The sequence below is a fragment of the Achromobacter sp. Marseille-Q4954 genome (assembly GCF_943737025.1).
GTDB lineage: Bacteria > Pseudomonadota > Gammaproteobacteria > Burkholderiales > Burkholderiaceae_B > Achromobacter > Achromobacter bronchisepticus_A.
Genome location: NZ_CALSFQ010000001.1, coordinates 106,418 through 126,426 on the forward strand (window position 1 = coordinate 106,418; position 20,009 = coordinate 126,426).

General features: G+C 67.0%; 12 protein-coding genes. 5 read left to right on the forward strand and 7 right to left on the reverse strand.

The features are described 5' to 3' along the window. Window positions 1-101 precede the first annotated feature (101 nt). Window positions 102-2,720 carry a TRAP transporter permease gene (locus tag NGK62_RS00505; RefSeq protein WP_251877061.1) on the forward strand — a complete coding sequence of 873 codons (2,619 nt, stop codon included), beginning with the start codon at window positions 102-104 and terminating at the stop codon, window positions 2,718-2,720. Here the strand turns inward: NGK62_RS00505 and NGK62_RS00510 are convergent, their stop codons facing one another. The 5 genes from NGK62_RS00510 to NGK62_RS00530 all read right to left on the reverse strand — a co-directional run bounded on the left by NGK62_RS00510 (window position 2,721) and on the right by NGK62_RS00530 (window position 9,589). Then, complete coding sequence (locus NGK62_RS00510) at window positions 2,721-3,920, reverse strand: DUF418 domain-containing protein (RefSeq protein WP_251877064.1); 1,200 nt, start codon at window positions 3,918-3,920, stop codon at window positions 2,721-2,723. Beyond that, window positions 3,917-4,540: a TetR/AcrR family transcriptional regulator gene (locus NGK62_RS00515; RefSeq protein ID WP_251877066.1), complete on the reverse strand. Its 624-nt coding sequence runs from the start codon at window positions 4,538-4,540 to the stop codon at window positions 3,917-3,919. The genes NGK62_RS00510 and NGK62_RS00515 overlap by 4 nt, the downstream gene beginning before the upstream one ends. Before the next feature lie 110 nt (window positions 4,541-4,650). Continuing rightward, a complete protein-coding gene (parC, locus tag NGK62_RS00520; RefSeq protein ID WP_251877068.1) occupies window positions 4,651-6,987 on the reverse strand; it encodes a DNA topoisomerase IV subunit A in 2,337 nt (778 codons plus the stop codon). A 35-nt stretch (window positions 6,988-7,022) separates the two neighbouring features. Continuing rightward, a complete protein-coding gene (locus NGK62_RS00525; protein ID WP_054458717.1) occupies window positions 7,023-7,628 on the reverse strand; it encodes a YcxB family protein in 606 nt (201 codons plus the stop codon). Beyond that, window positions 7,628-9,589, reverse strand: coding sequence for a DNA topoisomerase IV subunit B (locus NGK62_RS00530; protein ID WP_054458719.1), 1,962 nt, complete (start codon window positions 9,587-9,589; stop codon window positions 7,628-7,630). Before NGK62_RS00530 ends, NGK62_RS00525 begins: the two co-directional genes overlap by 1 nt. 326 nt (window positions 9,590-9,915) lie before the next feature. Here NGK62_RS00530 and trxA point away from each other — a divergent pair, with 326 nt between their 5' ends. Beyond that, window positions 9,916-10,242 (forward strand): thioredoxin TrxA, encoded by a 327-nt coding sequence (gene trxA, locus NGK62_RS00535; protein ID WP_006218534.1) that lies wholly within the window; start codon window positions 9,916-9,918, stop codon window positions 10,240-10,242. 117 nt (window positions 10,243-10,359) lie between these two features. Further along, the gene (gene rho / locus NGK62_RS00540; RefSeq protein WP_054458721.1) at window positions 10,360-11,619 is read left to right on the forward strand and encodes a transcription termination factor Rho; all 1,260 of its coding nucleotides are present in this window, start codon (window positions 10,360-10,362) and stop codon (window positions 11,617-11,619) included. Window positions 11,620-11,732: 113 nt separating this feature from the next. Here the strand turns inward: rho and NGK62_RS00545 are convergent, their stop codons facing one another. Beyond that, a complete protein-coding gene (locus tag NGK62_RS00545) occupies window positions 11,733-15,368 on the reverse strand; it encodes a YhdP family protein (protein WP_502802948.1) in 3,636 nt (1,211 codons plus the stop codon). Window positions 15,369-15,480: 112 nt separating this feature from the next. On the opposite strand from NGK62_RS00545, the gene glnE reads away from it, so the two are divergent. Both glnE and NGK62_RS00555 read left to right on the forward strand, forming a co-directional pair. Further along, on the forward strand, window positions 15,481-18,261 hold the full coding sequence (gene glnE / locus NGK62_RS00550; RefSeq protein ID WP_251879504.1) for a bifunctional [glutamate--ammonia ligase]-adenylyl-L-tyrosine phosphorylase/[glutamate--ammonia-ligase] adenylyltransferase: 2,781 nt from the start codon (window positions 15,481-15,483) through the stop codon (window positions 18,259-18,261). Between the two features lie 84 nt (window positions 18,262-18,345). After that, window positions 18,346-19,020: an epoxyqueuosine reductase QueH gene (locus tag NGK62_RS00555; protein WP_054458727.1), complete on the forward strand. Its 675-nt coding sequence runs from the start codon at window positions 18,346-18,348 to the stop codon at window positions 19,018-19,020. Here NGK62_RS00555 and NGK62_RS00560 read toward each other — a convergent pair whose 3' ends face one another. Next, entirely contained in the window at window positions 19,021-19,980 is a 960-nt protein-coding gene (locus NGK62_RS00560) for an AraC-like ligand-binding domain-containing protein (RefSeq protein WP_251877070.1), read from the reverse strand. It lies immediately after the preceding gene. Between the last annotated feature and the right edge of the window lie 29 nt (window positions 19,981-20,009).

The window sequence follows — 20,009 nt, forward strand, 5'->3', positions numbered from 1 at the left end:
CCAGCCCGGCCACGCAGGCTGCCGTCCCTGACGCACAGCAAGCGCGGGGACTCAACGCGCGCCGCGCCGCCGGCGCGCGCCATGACACGTAGGGGAATTTCATGAATAAAGAGCCGCATACGCCGGCCCCGGACCTGGAACAGCTGGTCGCCGACGCCGACCGCGGAGGCCGCAATGTGCGCGGCCTGGCGGGCGCCACGTTGGCGGCGGGCGCGCTGATCTGGTCCCTCTTCCAGCTCTGGTACGCGTCGCCGCTGCCGTTCTCCCTGAATTGGGGCATCTTCAACGACACCGAGGCGCGCGCCCTGCACCTGGGCATCGCCATGTTCCTGGGCTATCTGGCCTACCCGGCCAGCAAGCGCTCGGCGCGCGACCGCATGCCCTGGTACGACTGGGCGCTGGCGCTGATGGCGGGCTTCTGCGGCAGCTATCTGTACCTGTTCTACAACGAGCTGGCGGGCCGCCCCGGCCAACCCACGACCATGGACGTGGCCACTGCCGCGATCGGCCTGGCCCTGCTGCTGGAGGTGACGCGCCGCGCGCTCGGCCTGCCCATGACGGTGCTGGGCCTGGTGTTCGTGGCCTATGCCTTGGCCGGGCCCTGGCTGCCCGACGTGCTGGCGCACCGCGGCGCTTCGCTGGAGCGCCTGATGTCGCACATGTGGCTGACAACGGAAGGCGTCTATGGCGTGGCGCTGGGCGTATCGGTGTCGTACATCTTCATCTTCGCGCTGCTGGGCTCGATGCTGGACAAGTGCGGCGCCGGCAACTACATGATGCAGGTGTCGTTCGCGCTGCTGGGGCACCTGCGCGGCGGACCGGCCAAGGTGGCGGTGGTGTCCTCCGCCGTCAACGGCCTGGTGTCGGCGTCGTCGGTGGCCAATGTGGTGACCGGCGGCATCTTCACGATTCCGCTCATGAAGAAGGCCGGATACGGCGGCGTGCGCGCCGGGGCCATCGAGACCGCCTCGTCCGTCAACGGCCAGATCATGCCGCCCGTGATGGGCGCGGCCGCCTTCCTGATGATCGAGTACGTAGGAATCCCCTATACCGACATCATCCGCCACGCGATCCTGCCGGCCGCGATCTCCTACATCGCGCTGTTCTACATCGTCCACCTGGAAGCCCTGAAACTGGGCATCCAGCCCATGATGGCCTCGGGCCCCGCCCGCACGCCGCTGCAGAAGCTGGCCGGATGGGGCATGGGCATCAGCGGCACCTTGCTGGTGATGGGCGCGGTCTACTGGATAGGCACGGGCGTGCAGGCCGTGGCGGGCGCCGCGGCCATCTGGGTGCTGCTGGCCATCCTGGCCGTGCTCTATCTGTGGCTGCTGCGCGTGGCGGCGCGCCACCCCGATCTGCCGCAGGACATCGACATCAACCACCCCGTGCGCCCGCAGCCCTGGCCCACGGTGCGCGCCGGACTCTACTTCCTGATACCCATCGGCATCCTGGTCTGGTGCCTGAGCGTGGAAGAGCTGTCGGCCGGACTGTCGGCGTTCTGGGCGGCGATGGCGATGCTGTTCCAGATGGTGACGCAGCGTCCGCTGATCGCCTGGTTCCGCAAGCAGCCGGTGTCCGCGGCCTGGCGCCATGGCTGGCGCGACGCCATCGGCGGCCTTGAGGACGGCGCCCGCAACATGATAGGCATCGCCATCGCCTGCGGCACCGCCGGACTGATCGTCGGCGCCATCACACTGACCGGCCTGGGCCTGCGCATGACGGCCTTCGTCGAGCTGGTGTCGATGGGCAACGTGCTGCTGATGCTGATCTTCACGGCGGTGGTGTGCCTGATCCTGGGCCTGGGCATGCCGACCACGGCCAACTACATCCTGATGGCGACGCTGATGGCGCCCGTGGTGGTGGAGCTGGGCGCGCAGAGCGGCCTGGTGATTCCGCTGATCGCGGTGCACATGTTCGTCTTCTATTACGGCATCATGGCCGACATCACGCCGCCCGTCGGCCTGGCGACCTTCGCGGCCGCCGCCATCTCGGGCGAGGACCCGATCAAGACCGGCATCCAGGGCGTGACCTACGCGGCGCGCACGGCCATCCTGCCGTTCATGTTCGTGTTCAACCCCATGCTGCTGCTGATCGACGTCACCTACGGTTGGGAACTGGCGCTGGTCGTGACGGGCGCCACGATCGCCTCGCTGACCTTCGCCGCCGCCACCATGCGCTGGTTCCGCGTGCGCTGCACGCTGGCCGAGGTCGGGGTACTGCTGCTGATCACGTTCATGCTGTTCCGTCCGGACTGGTTCATGGACCATTTCGCGCCGCGCCATGAAAGCCGTCCGGCGTCCGAGATGCAAGCCATCGCGGGCGCGCTGCCCGACAACGGACGGCTGACGGTGGTGCTGCGCGGCATCAACCTGGAAGGCGATGAACTGACCAAGACCGTGGCCGTTGCCCTGCCCGAATTGACCGGCGACGCAGCCGGGCAGGACGCGGGCCGCAAGCGCCTGGCCGAAGCCGGACTGACGCTGATGAGCCTGGGCGACCAGACGCAGATCGGCGGCGTGCGCTTCGGCAGCCGCGCCCAGCGCGCCGGCTGGGAACAAGGCTGGGACGTGCTGGAAGTGAAAGCGCCCAACCCGCAGCGCTGGTCCGACTTCTGGGTCTATGTGCCCGCATTGCTGCTGCTGGCGGGAATGTGGGCACGCCAGGGCCGGCGCGACGGCGGCGCCCCCGTCGGCCGGCTGCGCGCCAAGCCGGTCTGATCAGTCTGTCCGCGCGCGCCGCCAGGCCGGCCAGGCGCCGATGGTGAGCGCGCGCAGGAACCACTCGACCGGGCCGTAGGCGTGGCGCCGCAGCCACCAGGCGGACAGCGGCAACTGCGCCGCGAATATCGCCACGGCAATGCAGAATGTCGCCAGCGGCGACACCGAGCCGAACAGGCGCAGGCCCCAGGCGGTGAAGAGAAAAGCGCAGACCACGGATTGCATCAGGTAATTGCTCAATGCCATCCGCCCGGCGGGCGCGAGCCAGCCCGCCAGCCGCGCCCCCGGCTGCGTGCGCATGGCCAGCAGCAAGGCTGCCGCGTACGACATGCTGAGCAGCGGCGCGGTCAGCAGGTCCACCGCCAGGCCCGGCAATTCCCAGGCTGTCCCCGCCGACGGCAGCGTGCTGAAGGCATAGGCCGCGGAACCGGCCAGGCCTGGCGCCAGTCCCAGCGCGCACAGCAGCCACAGCGCCCGCGGCTGACGCCAGGGATCGGCCAGCGCGTTGCGGCGGCCCAGCGCGTAGCCCGCCAGGAACATGGCGAACGCGAACGGCCCCTGCACGAACAGCACCGTGAACCACACGCCCCCGGTCAGCTCATTCCAATGCTGCGCAATGGTCGTGCCGATGGTGCCCCGGTATGCATCGATCGCCGCCAGGGCGTCCGCGTGATACTGCGCCTCGTACCCGGGCGCCACCGGGTCCAGGTAGCTCAACGCGCCCAGAATGGCCCACAACGATGCCGTCAGCACGATGAGCCACAGCGAAATGCGCAGCGCCCGCCGCGGCTCCATCCGCCGGCATAGCAGCAACGCCAGGCCCAGCAGCGCGTAGGTCAGGAGTATGTCGCCCTGGTAGAACAGCACCGCGTGCGCCAGCCCCAGCAAAGCCAGGCCCGCCAAGCGGCGCAGGAAGCGCGGCGCGAAAGCCGCCTGGCCGCGTTCGGCGGCGCTCATCTGCAAGGTGAAGCTGTAGCCGAACAGGAAAGAGAACAGCAGATAGAACTTGGTCTCGAACAGCCAGGCGATCAGCCAGCGCACGGTCAGATCCAAGGGCTGCGAGTACGCCGGGTCGGCCACGCCGGCGCCATAGAACGGCGAAGAAAACACGCCGATATTGACCACCAGTATGCCGAAGAGCGCGAAACCGCGCAGCGCATCGACCTGCGCCAGACGCGCGTGGGTTGCCGGCGCGTTCATGCCCGCCTCCCTGCGGCTGAGCCTTGTTGCGCGCCATCAGGCAGACACCGCGACAGGGCCTGCTCCAGGAGACGGCTGCCCGCCGCCGCGCCAAAGGCGGGGTCCACCACCGACCGGCTGTAGACGCCGTCCAGCAGCAGCAATAGCGTATCGGCCATCTCGGCTAGGGGCTGCGGCGGCATGCGTTGAGCCCAAACCGTTTCCAGCAAGGCCACCAGGCCGGCCTTGCGCGCCGCCTCGTTCTCCATCACCAGGGCGTGCACGCGCGGGTTGCGCACGGCCTCGGCCAGGATCTCCATGCCCAGCCTGACGTAGGCCGGATCTTGATGCTGCGCCAACTGCGCCGCGACCCAGTCCGCCAGCGCCCGCCTCGCGTCGGGCGCGGCGCACGCTTGCCGCATGCGGTCGCGCGCGGACTCCGTATCCGACGCGATCATCGCTTCGATGATTTCGGCCTTGCTGCCGTAGTAGTGGAACAGGTTGCCGGGACTCATGCCGGCGCGGGCGCAGATCTGCGCCGTCGAGGTCGAGTGGAAGCCGTGCTCGGCAAAGCAATCCGCCGCGGCGGCCAATATCTGGTTGCGCCGTTCCTGCTGTTTGATGGGGTCGATCTTGCGCATCTTATTAATAGACTGAATGATCTATCTATTAAATGCCGGAATCGTGCAGCCAGTCAACAGACGAAAAAAATGGCGGGCCGCAGCCCGCCATTCTCTTGCCTGCCCGACGCCTAGCCCAGCACCGGCGACAGCACCGGCTGCTTGGGCCGCACATCCAGCGCCCGGCCCTTGCGGGCGCGCTTGCCGATGTAAGGCGCCAGCGCGTCGCCCGCCAGGATGTCCTCGGTGTGCTTGTTGCGGTAGATGCCGGCCGCACGCAGGCCGCCCGCGCCGATGGGTACGGTCTGGTCCAGCTTGTCGCTGCCGTCCAGCCCCATCAGGATGGTGCCGCGGCCGCCGCCGGACAGCGTCTTGACCTCGTCCAGGCCGAACACCAGGAACTTGCCCTTGTGCGACAGCAGCGCCAATTGCTTGGCGCCGTCGAACAGCGGCACCGGACGCAGCAGTTCGTCGCCCTCTTCCAGGGTGATGAACTGCTTGCCGGCGCGCTGGCGGCTGACCATGTCGGACAGCTTGGCGGCAAAGCCGTAGCCGCCGCGCGTGGCCAGCAGCCAGCGGCTGTCGGCCGCGGCAGCGATGGTGTGGACGATGCGCGTGCCGCTGCCCAGGTCGATCATGGTGGTGACCGGCTGGCCGTCGCCGCGCGCCGAAGGCAGCCCGGCGACCGGCACCGAATAAACGCGGCCGTTGTCGCCCACGGCGATCAGCGTGTCGGTGGTGCGGCACTCGAAGGCGCCGTACAGATCGTCGCCCTGCTTGAAGCCGAATTGCGACGCATCATGGCCGTGGCCCTGGCGGGCGCGCAGCCAGCCCTTTTGCGACACGATCACGGTGACGGGTTCGTCCAGCACCTTGGTTTCGAGCACGGCGCGTTCGGCGGTCTCGATCAGCGTACGGCGGTCGTCGCCGTATTGCTTGGCGTCGGCTTCGATTTCCTTGATCAGCAGGCGCTTGAGCGAGGCGGGGTTGTCCAGCAGTTCCTGCAGGCGCACCTGCTCGTCGCGCTTGTCGGCCAGTTCCTGTTCGATCTTGAAGCCTTCCAGGCGCGCCAGCTGGCGCAGGCGCATTTCCAGGATGTCCTCGGCCTGGCGTTCGGACAGCTTGAAGCGTTCCATCAGCGCGGCGCGCGGCTCATCGGATTCGCGGATGGTCTGGATGACTTCGTCCACGTTCAGGTAGACGACCATGCGGCCTTCCAGCACGTGGATGCGGTCGATGACCTTGTCCAGGCGGAAACGCGTGCGGCGCACCACGGTATTGGTGCGGAACGCCAGCCATTCGACCAGGATGTCGCGCAGGCCCTTCTGGCGCGGCCGGCCGTCGGTGCCGATGCACACCAGGTTGATGGACGAGCTGCTTTCCATACTGGTCTGCGCCAGCAGCGTGTTGACGAATTCGTCGCGGTCCACGCGCGAGGTCTTGGGTTCGAAGACCAGGCGCACGGCGGCATCCTTGCCCGACTCGTCGCGCACGGCGTCCAGCAGGTTCAGCATCACGGCCTTGGCCTGCGTCTGCTCGGGCGTCAGGCTCTTCTTGCCGGTCTTGACCTTGGGGTTGGTGATTTCCTCGATCTCTTCCAGCACCTTCTGGCCCGAGGTGCCCGGCGGCAGCTCGGTGACCACCAGTTGCCATTGGCCGCGCGCCATTTCCTCGAACTGCCAGCGCGCACGCACCTTGAGCGAACCGCGGCCGCCCGCGTAGATCTGGGCGATGTCCTCGGCCGGCGTGATGATCTGCCCGCCGCCCGCGAAGTCCGGCCCCGGGATCAGGGCGTGCAGCTCGGCGTCCGGCATCTGCGGATGCTTCAGCAGCGCCACGCAAGCCTGCGCCACTTCGCGCAGGTTGTGCGGCGGGATCTCGGTCGCCATGCCGACCGCGATACCCGAGGCGCCGTTGAGCAGCATCACGGGCAGGCGCGCCGGCAGCATCTGCGGCTCTTGCTGGCTGCCGTCATAGTTGGGCACGAAGTCCACGGTACCTTCGTCCAGCTCGTCCAGCAGCAGCTTGGCGATGGGGGTAAGGCGGGCTTCCGTGTAGCGCATGGCGGCGGCGTTGTCGCCGTCGCGCGAACCGAAGTTACCCTGGCCGTCGATCAACGGATAGCGCAGCGAGAAATCCTGCGCCATGCGCACCATGGCGTCATAGGCGGCCTGGTCGCCATGCGGGTGATACTTGCCCAGCACGTCGCCCACGACGCGCGCGGATTTGACGGGCTTGGCGCCAGCCGCCAGCCCCATCGCCTGCATGGCGAACAGGATGCGCCGCTGCACGGGTTTCTGCCCGTCGCCCACGTCCGGCAGGGCGCGGCCCCGCACCACGGACACCGCGTAGTCCAGATAGGCTTGCTCGGCGTAGCGCGCCAGGGTGATGGCGGCATCGCCATCGCCGCCGCCATCGCCGCCGGGCGGGTTGGAATCGAACAAGCCGGGTTGATTGCTGTCGGTCATGATGTATTCAGGTAGACAATTTCATCGAAACGGCGTCAAAGCGCCTGCGCGGACGACATCAGCTGCGTATCGGCGACATGCGCGCGCAACTGGGTCCGCACCGCATCCAACGTGGCGGCATCCTGCCCGCGCTTGGGGATGATCACGCCTTGCAAGGTGCCGAGAATGACATAGAGATGTTGCGGAGTTTCCTCGACCCGCCGCACATCGGACCAGTCCATGCGTCCGGAGGCGGTGGCAGTGGTATCCGTGATGCCATCGGGGCCGAAATCCAGCTGATGGCGGCCCAGGAACAATTCGTCGGGCTGTCGCTTCAACATGCGGCGCGTGTTCATCCTGACCAGCGAGGGCAGGACGTACTCGTAGGCCAGCGCCAGGAGCGCAAGTATGCCCAGGCCCACCGCCAAGCCCTGGAAATACACGGGCAGGATCCGCCCCCAGTTCGGCGTATTGCCGTCCCAGGTCTGCCAGATCAGGTAGGCCAGCAGGGCCACGATCATCAGGACCGCGAAACGCAGATGGGACCGGTAGCGGCGGCGGCGCAGCTCCGGCCGCTTGTACACGTAAGCGGCGAAGTCGGCGTAGTCGTCGGCCGTCATCTGGACGTCCATGCGGGCCGAGCCGGGCGCGGACCCGGCCATCAGATGTCCAGCTCCGCCAGGTTGCCCTTCTCTTCGATCCAGGCGCGGCGCTGCGAGGACTCGCCCTTGCCCATCAGCATGTCGAACATGCGGGTGGTGTCCTCGGGAGTCTGGTCGCCGTAGCCCACGGGCAGCAGGCGGCGCGTGTCCGGATTCATGGTGGTTTCCCACAGCTGCTCGGGGTTCATTTCGCCCAGGCCCTTGAAGCGGCTGACGGCCCAGGCGCCTTCACGCACGCCTTCCTTGCGCAGCTTGTCCTGCGCGGCTTCGAGTTCGCCTTCGTCCAGGCAGTAGATCTTGCGCGCCGGACGCTTGCCCTGCGCCGGCACGTCCAGGCGGAACAGCGGCGGCTTGGCCACGAACACGTTGCCGGCCTCGACCAGCTTGGGGAAGTGCTTGTAGAACAGCGTCAGCAGCAGCACCTGGATGTGCGAGCCGTCGACGTCCGCATCGGACAGGATGCAGATGCGGCCGTAGCGCAGGCCCGACAGGTCCGGCGTGTCGCCGGGGCCGTGCGGGTCCACGCCGATGGCGACGGAAATGTCATGGATTTCGTTGTTGGCAAAGAGCCGGTCGCGGTCCACTTCCCAGGAGTTGAGCACCTTGCCGCGCAGCGGCAGGATGGCCTGGAATTCCTTGTCGCGGCCCATCTTGGCCGAACCGCCGGCGGAGTCGCCCTCGACCAGGAAGACTTCGGTGCGGGTCGCGTCGCTGGACTCGCAATCGGTCAGCTTGCCCGGCAGCACGGCCACGCCCGAGCTCTTGCGCTTTTCGACCTTCTGCGCCGAACGCTGGCGCGCCTGGGCCTGGCGGATGGCGAGTTCGGCCAGCTTCTTGCCGTACTCGACGTTGCTGTGCAGCCACAGGTCCAGCGCGCTCTTGGAAAAGCCGCCAACCAGGCGCACCGCGTCGCGGCTGTTCAGGCGTTCCTTGATCTGCCCCTGGAACTGCGGGTCCAGCACTTTGGCCGACAGCACGAAGCTGGCGCGGGCGAACACGTCTTCCGGCAGCAGCTTGACGCCCTTGGGCAGCAGGCTGTGCAGTTCGGCGAAACCCTTGACCGCGCCGAACAGGCCTTCGCGCAAGCCCGATTCATGGGTGCCGCCGGCCGGCGTCGGAATCAGGTTCACGTACGACTCGCGCACTGCGTTGCCGTCCTCGGTCCAGGCCACTACCCACTGGGCGCCCTCGCCTTCGGCGAAGTTCTCATGGTCGGCCCCGGCGTACTGTTCGCCCTCGAAGAACGGCACCATCAGCTCCGCCCCGGCCAGCGCCTCGGACAGATAGCCGCGCAGGCCGTCCTGGTACTGCCAGGTCTTGGTGTCGCCGGTCTTCTCGTTGACCAGGGATACCTTGACGCCCGGCAGCAGCACGGCCTTGCTGCGCAAGAGGTGCGTCAGCTCGCCCAGCGGAATGTTGGGGCTGTCGAAATACTTGGCATCCGGCCACACGCGCACGCGGGTGCCGGACTTCTTGCGGCCGCCCTGGTCGTAGGGCGCCAGGGGCTCGGCCACGTCGCCGCCCTTGAAAACCAGGCGGTTGACGGCGCCGTCGCGCCACACCACCACTTCCAGGCGCGTGGCCAGGGCATTGGTGACGGACACGCCCACGCCGTGCAGGCCGCCGGAAAAGGCGTAGGCGCCGCCGCCCGCCTTGTCGAACTTGCCGCCCGCGTGCAGGCGCGTGAACACCAGCTCCACCACGGGAGCGTTCTCTTCAGGGTGCAGGCCGACGGGAATGCCGCGCCCGTCGTCCTCGACGGAAACGCTGCCGTCGACGTGCAGCGTGACCTGGATCTGCTTGCCGTAGCCGGCCAATGCCTCGTCTGCGGCGTTATCAATGACCTCCTGCACGACGTGCAGGGGGTTTTCGGTTCGGGTGTACATGCCCGGGCGCTGCCGCACGGGCTCCAGTCCCTTCAGGACGCGAATGGACGCCTCGGTGTAACGTGGAGTGGCCAAGTTATCCCCAACATCTGTGGAAAAAAACCGACATTTTACGGATAAGTCTAGATTCTGCGCGGCTCCCAGTGGGATGAGCACGACCTGAGCAGCTCCGAATTCGGTAGGATGATGACAGTCACAGCCAGCGCATCGGGTCGATACGGCCCGGATCGCGATAACTGCGCCGCAACATCCTACACAAATCCAGCAACTCCTGTTGTTATTAACAGTGGTATGCCTGTTGATATTGACAGTGGTATGCTTGAGTCCATCCACAAACAAGAACAACGGCGGGGCGCGTCCCTTTTTACGCGCCTTTTGCTGCCGAACCGAGAATCACCATCATGAGCGACCAAATCAAGAACGTCAGTGACGCCAGCTTCGATGCCGATGTGTTGAAATCCGGCCAGCCGGTGCTGGTGGACTACTGGGCTGCCTGGTGCGGCCCTTGCAAGATGATTGCCCCGATCCTGGAAGAAGTCGCCACGGAGTACGCTGGCCGCCTGACGATCGCCAAGCTGAACGTCGACGAAAACCAGGGCACCGCCACCAAGTACGGCATCCGCGGCATTCCCACCCTTATGCTCTTTAAAGACGGCCAAGCCGCCGCCACCAAAGTTGGCGCGCTGTCGAAGTCGCAACTGACCGCATTCCTGGACGGCGCGCTGTAAGCCGCGTGCCGTGAACGAAGGCGCCGCCCTCGGGGCGGCGCTCATTCAATACCGCGTGTGCCCGTCCGTGGCGCGCCGCCAGAACTCTCCTTCACTTTCCCCCAAAAATCCACCGCGATGCACCTCAACGAACTGAAGGCGCTGCACGTCTCGCAGCTGCTGGAAATGGCCGCCGGCCTGGAAATCGAGAACGCCAACCGCCTGCGCAAGCAGGAACTGATGTTCGCCATCATGAAACGGCGCGCCAAGCAAGGCGAGCAGATCTTCGGCGACGGCGTCCTGGAAGTCCTGCCCGACGGCTTCGGCTTCCTGCGCTCGCCCGAGACCTCGTATCTGGCCAGCACGGACGACATCTACATCTCGCCCTCGCAGATCCGCCGCTTCAACCTGCACACCGGCGACTCGATCGAAGGCGAAGTGCGTACGCCCAAGGACGGCGAGCGCTATTTCGCCCTGGTGAAGGTGGACAAGGTCAACGGCGTGGCGCCGGAAGCGATCAAGCATCGCATCATGTTCGAAAACCTGACGCCGCTGCACCCGAACCGCAACATCCGCCTGGAACGCGACATCAAGAGCGAGGAAAACCTCACCGGCCGCATTCTCGACGTCTTCGCCCCCATCGGCATGGGCCAGCGCGGCCTGATCGTCGCCAGCCCCAAGTCCGGCAAGACGGTGATGATGCAGCACATCGCGCACGCCATCACCACCAACTATCCCGACGCGGTCATGATCGTCCTGCTGGTGGACGAACGCCCCGAGGAAGTGACCGAAATGCAGCGCACGGTGCGCGGCGAAGTGGTGGCCTCGACCTTCGACGAGCCCGCCACCCGCCACGTGCAGGTCGCGGAAATGGTCATCGAAAAGGCCAAGCGCCTGGTCGAAATGAAGAAGGACGTCGTGATCCTGCTGGACTCGATCACCCGTCTGGCCCGCGCCTACAACACCGTGGTGCCGGCCTCCGGCAAGGTGCTGACCGGCGGCGTGGACGCCAACGCCCTGCAACGCCCCAAGCGCTTCTTCGGCGCGGCCCGCAACCTGGAAGAAGGCGGTTCGCTGACCATCCTGGGTACGGCGCTGATCGAAACCGGCAGCCGCATGGATGAAGTCATCTATGAAGAATTCAAGGGCACCGGCAACTCCGAAGTCCACCTCGAACGCCGCCTGGCCGAAAAGCGCGTCTACCCGTCGATCAACCTGAACAAGTCCGGCACTCGCCGCGAAGAGCTGCTGATCGCTCCGGACCTGCTGCAGAAGGTCTGGGTGCTGCGCAAGTTCATCCACGACATGGACGAAGTCCAGTCCATGGAATTCATCCTGGACAAGATGCGCGCCACCAAGACCAACGCCGAATTCTTCGACATGATGAAGAAGAAGTAAGCCCAGTCGCGGTCCGCGGCGCCTGCGCCGCGGACCCGGCCATGAAAAACGCCCTGGAGCGCTTGCGCCCAGGGCGTTTTTCTTTCATGGATCGGACAGACTGCCTGCGCGGCTCACTGCCCGCCCATGAACTCCTCCAGCGTGCCGGGCTGCGGCGCCGGGCGCGGGGTCTGCTTGTTGCCTGCCGGCTTGCCGGACGCGTCTATCGGCTCGATCTTGGGGTCGTCCCAGCTGCCGGTGACGGCGTATTCCATGGTCATGGCCCGCGCCAGCGGCTGCTTCAGCAGCCACTGCGTCACGAACGCACCCAGGCCGATCAGCGGATTGACCGCCAGCGCCGTCACCATGGCCGCCCCGCTGGCGTCCAGGTTCGGAATCACCACGGCCTTCATGTCCCAGCGTTCGCGGATGATGTTGACGCCGCCCGCCAGCACGATGGCCGCCACCGGCCCGTTGATCTTATAGCCCTCGGTCGACGCCGTGCCGTCGGCCAGCTTGACCTTGCCGCGGATGGTGTCGAAGGGGAAGCCGTCGCGCAGCAGATTGGTGGGGTTCACATCCAGCCGCGCCAGCCGCTGCAGCGACTGCAGGGACAGCAGTTCCAACAGTCGCGCGGTGCGCGAGTTGACGTGCATGAAACGGCCCTTGTCCAGACTGACGTCGACCTCGCCCGTCAGGTCTTCGACCTTGTGGGTCCAGGGCAGATTGCGCCAGGTGGCCTTGCCCTGCATCGTACCCTTTCCGCCCGAGACCACTTTCTCGAGGCCGATGCGATCCAGGAACTTGCCTACGTCTTCGAACTTGACCGAGGCGTCCACGGTCAGGCCGCGGCCCTGGCCTTCCAGGTTCCAGTTGCCGGTGGCGTTGAGCGAGGCCGCGTCGTTGACGATGGACAGCTTGTCCAGGCGCCATTGGCGGCCGCGCTGCAGGTTCGTGCCCTGCACCTGGAGTTCGCCCACATTCTTGCCGTACAGCAGGAATTCCTTGGCCTGCAGGTCGATCGCCGGGATGTCGGACAGGTCGTTGCCGGAGGACAGCGCCTCGTCGGCCTTGTTGGTGTCGCCCTCGCCGCCCAGCGACAGGTGCTTCAGGCGCGCAGAGATCTGGCCGGCGATGGCGCCCGAAGCCTCGCGCCATTCAAGCGAACCCGTGGCCTGTTTGGATTGCAGATCCACGCGCCATTGCGCGGGTCCCGGCCGGGTCGCGTACAGCGTCAGGTCGTTCAGGGTAAAGCCGCCGGTCCGCAAGACGCCGGCCGCCAGGCTGATGCGTTCGGCCGCAGGCAGCATGGGCTTGGGCGCGGCACGGCCCTTGGCCGCAGGCGCACTGAAGCCATCGGACACTTTTTCCCAGGCGTCCATGTCCAGTTCGGGCAGGCTCGCGTTCAGGCTGAATCCGCGTTCCGGCAGGCTTGCCGGACGATTGATGCCCAGCGCGCCGCGCGCGAAATAGGATTGCACCCCTTCGGACGGCGCCCGTTCGAACAACGCGTTGACGCCATCGCCCAGACTGGCGGTGAGCCAGCGCCGGTTCTGCGCCCCACGGTCCTGCGCGGGCGACCATTGCACTTTGAGCAACTGCGAGGCCTGGGCGGCCTTGCCCACTGGAGCGGGCATGTCGATCGCCATGCCCATCAGATCGGATTCGACGGAGATGTCCACCGCGCCGCCGCGCTGATAGCCCACCTTGCCCTTGTAGGCCGCCTTGCCCGAAAAGCGCGACATGGACGGCGTGTTGCTCAATTGGGTCAGCGCCGGCCCGGCCAGCGTGCCCTCGAAGCGCAGGGCGTCCGTGCTCTGCGCCAGGCGTCCGTATATCCGCGCCGGGCCGCCCAGGAACTGGGCCCTCAGATCCTTGGCCTCGACACCCGTCTCCGAGAACGCCAGGTCGCCGTGCATCTGGCTGAGCAGCGGCATCTCCGGCATGAAGGTGAAGGAGTTGCCCGCGAACAGGATGTTCCCCTGGACCTGGGTGTCATCGGTGTTCAACAGCGGCACCTTGAGCTTGAGCCCCACCCGCCAGTCGCCGGTGCCGCGCGCCTCGTCCAGCGCGCCATCCAGCAGCTCGCCCAAGGGCGAGTTGGCGGCCAGCGCCAGATAGGCCGGCACGGCGCCGGACGTCTCGCCGGTCAGCAGCAGTTCGGAGTTCTCTTCCATGTTGGGAATGGTTGCGGAAACCGCCCCGAGCGTTACGGTATGCCCCGGCCCGGTATGCGCGACCGCGCCGCCCGCGCTGTCCAGCGCCAGGCTGACCTTGTCGATGCGGAAATTGCCGGACAGGTTCTCCAGCATCGGCCAGCCCTTGCGCCGTTCGCGCGCAGGCGCGTAATCGACCTTGGCGCCGCTGAATGCGCCGGCGATCACGAATTCGCCCTGAGCCCCAGGCGCGCCAAAAGGAAACTCGTCGAGATCGCCCTTGAGCGTGATGGAGGCGGATTGCATTTCGCCTGCGGGCAAGCCGATAGCCAGCCATTCGCGCGCATCGGCGTTGACCTCCAGGGGCAGATAGCGATGGATGGCGGACATGGAGCCGCGCGCCATCACGCCGTGCATGTCGACGCTGCCCGCCGCGGTCTTGCCCTCGGGGCGCCACTGTCCTTGCACGCGCACGTCGAGGTCGTCGTTGACCAGTTGCAGCTGGCCTATGTCCACGAACCAATGCTTGGCGTCCGGCCCCTTGACGGAGGCATCCAGCGCCACGTCGCGCACCGCCAGCATGGGTTGCTCGAAGACGCCGGGCAAGGACAGCGTCAAGTGCTCGGCCTTGCCGCTGACCGACACCGCCGGGGCGCCGGGGCTGCGCGCCAGCGGCACGCTCTCCAGTTGCATGAAGTCGCCCGGCAAGCCCTGGACGCGGGCCTGGACATAGCCGGCCTTGAAACCGGGCGCCGCGGCCCCTTGCGCCGTCTCGGTCCATTGCAGGCCGCGCACGGCAGCGTCCGCGGTCAGGTCCGTGAACTTGCCACGCTCCAGCTGCAGCCATGCCCGCCCGCTCAGGCGGCCCGCTACCGCCGGGACCTCGAACCACGGCTGCCACGCCAGCGGTTCGGCGTCGTCCAGCTGGACATACAGCTGGCCGCCCCAATTACCGGGATTCGCCGCGTTCACCGAAAACAGGCTGCGGTTGAATTCGCCGCGCAGCTCGACATTGCGCGCCAACGCGTCGCCCGCTGCGGCCTTGAGCACGAAGCGATGCGACAAGCTGCCGTTGCGCGCCAGGAAGTCGACGCCCGTCAGGGTCAGCTCCGGCGCGCGGCGCAACTCATCCTGCCAGCGTATGGTCGCGCCGCGGATGCGCAGCTCGCGCTGCGCGCCCAGCCAGCGCAAGGCCGGATGGTCCAGGTCGGAACGCTGATCGCCGCTATTGAGATCGATGTCCTGGCCCGCGACCCACAGGTGATTGGCGGGATCGCGCCGCAAAAGGAGTTCGGGCCGGTCGAGCTGCAGCCGCAGCAGCTTGGGCGACAGGACCAGGATGCTGCGCCAGGCCAGCACCGCCGAAACGGAAGGCAAGGACAGCACGGGGTCCACCTCGTCGTCGTAGACTTGGACGGAGGTGAGATCGAGTTTGGGGTTCAGGCCGTGCCAGTTCGCCTGGATGGAGCCGATGGTCACTCGGGAGCCCAACGCCTTGCTGGCGTAGGCTTCGATCTGGGGACGCCATTGGTCCACGCGGGGCAGGACCCAATAGCGCACGCCCAACAGTCCGAGAGCCACGACGCCATAGACGGTCAGTACGGCCCAGAACACCCAACAGAGCACTTTTTTTGAAACAGACACGGATCGGTGGGCAGGAGAAGAGGTCTTGCAGTATCGTCCCCACTTATACCTGAAACGCGCCCATTGCGCCGCCCCTTTCGCCATGTCCACGCCCTCTACGCTTGCCCCCGCCCTTGCCTGGTCCGGCCATCTGCGCCGCCGCCTGGATGCCCACCCGGATCTGGCCGCCTGGCTGAACGATGCCGTGCGCGAACCCGTCACGCCCGCGCAGATCGCGCGCTGGCAGGCAGAGCTGGCCGGCCCCCAGGCAGGCGACACGCTGCCGGTGGACGCCTGCCGCATGGTGCTGCGCAAGCTGCGCGAACGGGTCTTCAACACGCTCATCGTGCGCGACCTGACCGGCCAGGCCGATCTGGAAGAAGTCGTGGGCGCCATGACCACGCTGGCCGACACCGCGGTGGCCTCGGCCTATCGCAGCGTGGCGGCGGACCTCGCCGCCGTGCATGGCGTGCCGCGCGACCCGGCCACCGGCCTGCCCCAGGAAATGCTGATCGTGGGCATGGGCAAGCTGGGCGGCTGCGAACTGAATGTCTCGTCCGACATCGACCTGATCATGCTGTACGGCGAAGAAGGCGAAACCGACGGCCCGCGCCGCATCAGCCATCACGAGTTCTACGGCCGCCTGACGCGGCGCATGATGCCGGTATTGTCCGAAGTCGACGCCAACGGCCAGGTGTTCCGCACCGACCTGCGCCTGCGCCCCGACGGCGACGCCGGTCCCCTGGCCTGGAGCCTGGACGCGTTGGAGCACTACCTGATCGGCCAGGGCCGCGAGTGGGAACGCTACGCCTGGCTCAAGGCCCGGCTGATCCCGGCCCAGGCCTTCGAAGGCAGCGACAGCGCCGCCCAGGCTCGCCAGCTGGAAAGCCTGCGCGTGCCCTTCGTCTACCGCAAGTATTTCGACTTCGATGCGCTCTCGGCCCTGCGCGCGCTGCGTGAACGCATCCGCCAGGACTGGCAGCGGCGCGCCAGCGCGCGCAACGGCATCGACAGCGCCAACAATATCAAGCTGGGCGACGGCGGCATCCGCGAAATCGAATTCGTGGTGCAGCTTGCCCAGCTGATCCGCGGCGGCCGCATGCCCGCGCTGCAAAAGCGCGGCCTGCTGGAAGCGCTGCACGCGGAAAGCGCCGCCGGCCTGGTGCCCGAGGAAGACGCGCGCCGGCTCGAAGAGGCCTACCGCTACCTGCGCCGCACCGAGCACGCCCTGCAATACCGCGAGGACGCCCAGACCCATCTGCTGCCGGGCGACCCCGAACAGCGCGCCGCCCTGGCCGCGGCGCTGGGCATGAGTCCCGCGGACTTCGAAAGCACGCTCACCGCGCACCGCCAATTCGTCTCGCAGACCTTCCGCAACGTATTCCGGCTGGTCGGCATGGGCGACGCCGAAGTGCCGGCGCCCGCGCCCGGCGTTGCCGACCCCGGGTCCGGCCCGGACGAGCCAGACAGCAGTTGCGAACTGGCCGAACAGATCAGCCAGGCCTTCGGCGACGACGCGCAGGACCTGTTGCGACGTACCGAAACCCTGCTGGGCAGCCACCGCGTGCGCAGCCTGCCCGAGAGCAGCCGCAAGCGCATGGACGCGCTGCTGCCGGCCGCCCTGCGAGCGGCCCTGCAGACCCCTGCGCCGCTGCAAGCCACGGTGCGGCTGTTCGACCTGATCGAGAAAATCGCCCAGCGCAGCGCCTACCTGGCCCTGCTGGCCGAATACCCCGACACTCTGGCGCGCGTGGCGCGCATGGTCGCCGCCAGCCCCTGGGCCGCGCAATACCTGACCCAGCACCCCCTGCTGCTGGACAGCCTGATCGACTGGCGCACCCTGTTCGAACCGCTCGACTTCGGCCAGATCGCGCGCCAGCTGACCGCCGACCTGGACGCCTGCCGGCTGCCCGACGGCGACCCGGACATCGAGCGCCAGATGAACCTGATGCGCGACATGCAGCGCCAGGCCAGCTTCCAATTGCTGGCGCAGGACCTGGAAGGCGAACTCACCGTGGAAAAGCTGGCCGACCAGCTGTCCGCGCTGGCCGACCTGCTGCTGACCGAAACCATCCGCCGCACCTGGCCGCTGGTCAACAAGGCCGAGGGCGCCGAACCACGCTTCGCCGTCATCGCCTACGGCAAGCTGGGCGGCAAGGAACTGGGCTATGCCTCGGACCTGGACCTGGTGTTCCTGTTCGACGACCCGCGCGACGACGCCGCCGAGGTCTACGCCAAGCTGGGCCGGCGCATGACGTCGTGGCTCTCGACCATGACCTCGTCCGGCCGCCTGTACGAAGTCGACCTGCGCCTGCGGCCGGACGGCGACGCCGGCCTGCTGGCGGTGTCCGTGGAAGCTTTCGAGCAGTACCAGCACAAGCACGCCTGGGCCTGGGAGCACCAGGCGCTGACCCGTGCCCGCTACGCCTCGGGCGACGCCAGCGTCGGCGCGCGCTTCGAGCAGATCCGCGAGGACATCCTGGTGCTGCCGCGCGACGCCGCCAAGCTGCGCGAGGAAGTGCTGGCGATGCGCGAAAAAATCAACGCAGGCCACCCCAACAGCAGCCCGCTGTTCGACCTGAAGCACGATCGCGGCGGCATGGTCGACGTGGAGTTCGTCACGCAATACCTGGTGCTCTGCCACTCGGGCACGCATCCGGTGCTGGTGCGCAACCTGGGCAATATCGCCCTGCTGCGCCTGTCCGGCGAGGCCGGCCTGATTGCTCCCGAGCTGGCCGCGCGCGCCGGCGACGCCTACCGCACCCTGCGCCGCGTCCAGCACCAGATGCGCCTGCAAGGCGTGGAAAAGGCGCGCGTGCCGCAGGACCAGCTGCTGGAGGAGCGCGCTGCCGTGCGCGAACTCTGGGACGCGGTGCTGGGCTGAAGGCATGGGGGGACGGGGCGCCCCCTTCAGCGGCAACTCAGCGTAAAATAAGGGGTTTTCCGCCTTATTTGTTTCCTGCAAGCCATGTCCGAACTCGTGCGCCCCAAACTCGACCTGCCCGCCGGCCGCCGCAAGGTGCTGATGCACTCGTGCTGCGCGCCCTGTTCCGGCGAAGTCATGGAAGCGATGACCGCCTCAGGCATCGATTACGCCATCTACTTCTACAACCCGAACATCCACCCGGTCAAAGAGTACGAAATCCGCAAGCAGGAGAACATCCGCTTCGCCGAGCAGCACGGCATTGAATTCATCGACGCCGACTACGACATGGACAACTGGTTCGACCGCGTCAAGGGCATGGAAAACGCGCCCGAACGCGGCGAACGCTGCACGGCCTGCTTCGACATGCGCTTCGAACGCACGGCGCTCTACGCGCACGAGCATGGCTTTGACACCATCACCAGCTCGCTGGGCATTTCGCGCTGGAAGGACATGAACCAGATCAACGGTTGCGGCGAACGCGCCGCGGCGCGCTACGACGATCTGATCTACTGGACCTACAACTGGCGCAAGGGCGGCGGCTCGGCCCGCATGATCGAAATCAGCAAGCGCGAAAACTTCTACCAGCAGGAGTATTGCGGCTGCGTCTATTCGCTGCGCGACACCAACCGCCATCGCCGCTCGCAGGGCCGCGAACGCATCCACATCGGCGTGAAGTTCTACGGCAAGGAAGACCTGATCAACGAGGAACAGCTCTGATCAGGACGGGCGCCCATGGCGCCGGTACTCCGACGGCGACACGCCGAAACGCTTGCGGAACGCGTGGCTGAAACGCGCCGCATCTGAGAACCCGAATCTGTAGGCGATGTCGCCGATCGGCCGCGCGGCCTGAACGGGGTCGCACAGCGTATCGCAGCAACGCTCGAGCCGCGCGCTGAGGATGAAGTCGGCCGGGGTCGTGGAAGCCTGCGCGAACAGGTTGTAGAGATAGCGGCGCGACATCCGGAAGGCCGCGGCAGCTGTCGCCGGCGACAGCGCCGGATCATGCAGGTTTTCAAGCATGTGCTGCTGCACCCGGCGCAGTTGCGCCTGGCGCAGTTCGGCCTGGTCATGTTCGGCCTGCCCCCCTGCCCGCTCGCTGATATCCAGCCCCATCATCTGCAGCACCGCATTGGCGGCATCGCGCGAGGCGCTTTCAGACAGATGCGCGTGCTCGGTCAGCGCCACGCGCAACAAGTCCATCGCCATGCGCCCGCAACCCTGGCGCGCGCTGAAGCTGCGCGCCACGGCATTCTGCATGAAAGACTGCCAGGCCTCGAAATGCTTGCCGGGCACCTGCATGACCAGGAAGTGCGCGCCATCGTCGACGTCGACTTCGTACGGCCGGGTGGTGTCGTAGATGCTCCATTCGCCCGGCACCAGCAAGGCGCTGCGCCCCGACTGGCGGATCTCGCTGCGGCCCGCGAGCTGCAGCGTCACCTTGTAGCCGGACGACTCGGAACGGTTGGCCAGCAGCTTGCTGCGACGCACGCGCTGGGCGCTGCTGCGCAACTCGCAGACCTGCATCCAGCCCAGCGAATCCACCGCCACGCTGTTGCGGAAACGGGCCGGAAACACCGCGGACACTTCCAGGGGAACGAAGGTATCGCTGACATTTTCCTGCCAGCTTGCGCAGTCCAGGAAGTGCCTGGGCTCGCTGCGCAGAAGGGATGGGGACATGGCGACTCCGGCGTCTCGAAACGGCGTGC

Bases quoted from the DNA above. Each gene is read 5' to 3' on its own strand.
- NGK62_RS00525 (WP_054458717.1), bottom strand. From the start codon at position 7,628: ATGGCCGGGTCCGCGCCCGGCTCGGCCCGCATGGACGTCCAGATGACG.
- parC (WP_251877068.1), bottom strand. From the start codon at position 6,987: ATGACCGACAGCAATCAACCCGGCTTGTTCGATTCCAACCCGCCCGGC.
- NGK62_RS00555 (WP_054458727.1), top strand. From the start codon at position 18,346: ATGTCCGAACTCGTGCGCCCCAAACTCGACCTGCCCGCCGGCCGCCGC.
- glnE (WP_251879504.1), top strand. From the start codon at position 15,481: ATGTCCACGCCCTCTACGCTTGCCCCCGCCCTTGCCTGGTCCGGCCAT.
- NGK62_RS00505 (WP_251877061.1), top strand. From the start codon at position 102: ATGAATAAAGAGCCGCATACGCCGGCCCCGGACCTGGAACAGCTGGTC.
- rho (WP_054458721.1), top strand. From the start codon at position 10,360: ATGCACCTCAACGAACTGAAGGCGCTGCACGTCTCGCAGCTGCTGGAA.
- NGK62_RS00560 (WP_251877070.1), bottom strand. From the start codon at position 19,980: ATGTCCCCATCCCTTCTGCGCAGCGAGCCCAGGCACTTCCTGGACTGC.
- NGK62_RS00515 (WP_251877066.1), bottom strand. From the start codon at position 4,540: ATGCGCAAGATCGACCCCATCAAACAGCAGGAACGGCGCAACCAGATA.
- trxA (WP_006218534.1), top strand. From the start codon at position 9,916: ATGAGCGACCAAATCAAGAACGTCAGTGACGCCAGCTTCGATGCCGAT.
- NGK62_RS00510 (WP_251877064.1), bottom strand. From the start codon at position 3,920: ATGAACGCGCCGGCAACCCACGCGCGTCTGGCGCAGGTCGATGCGCTG.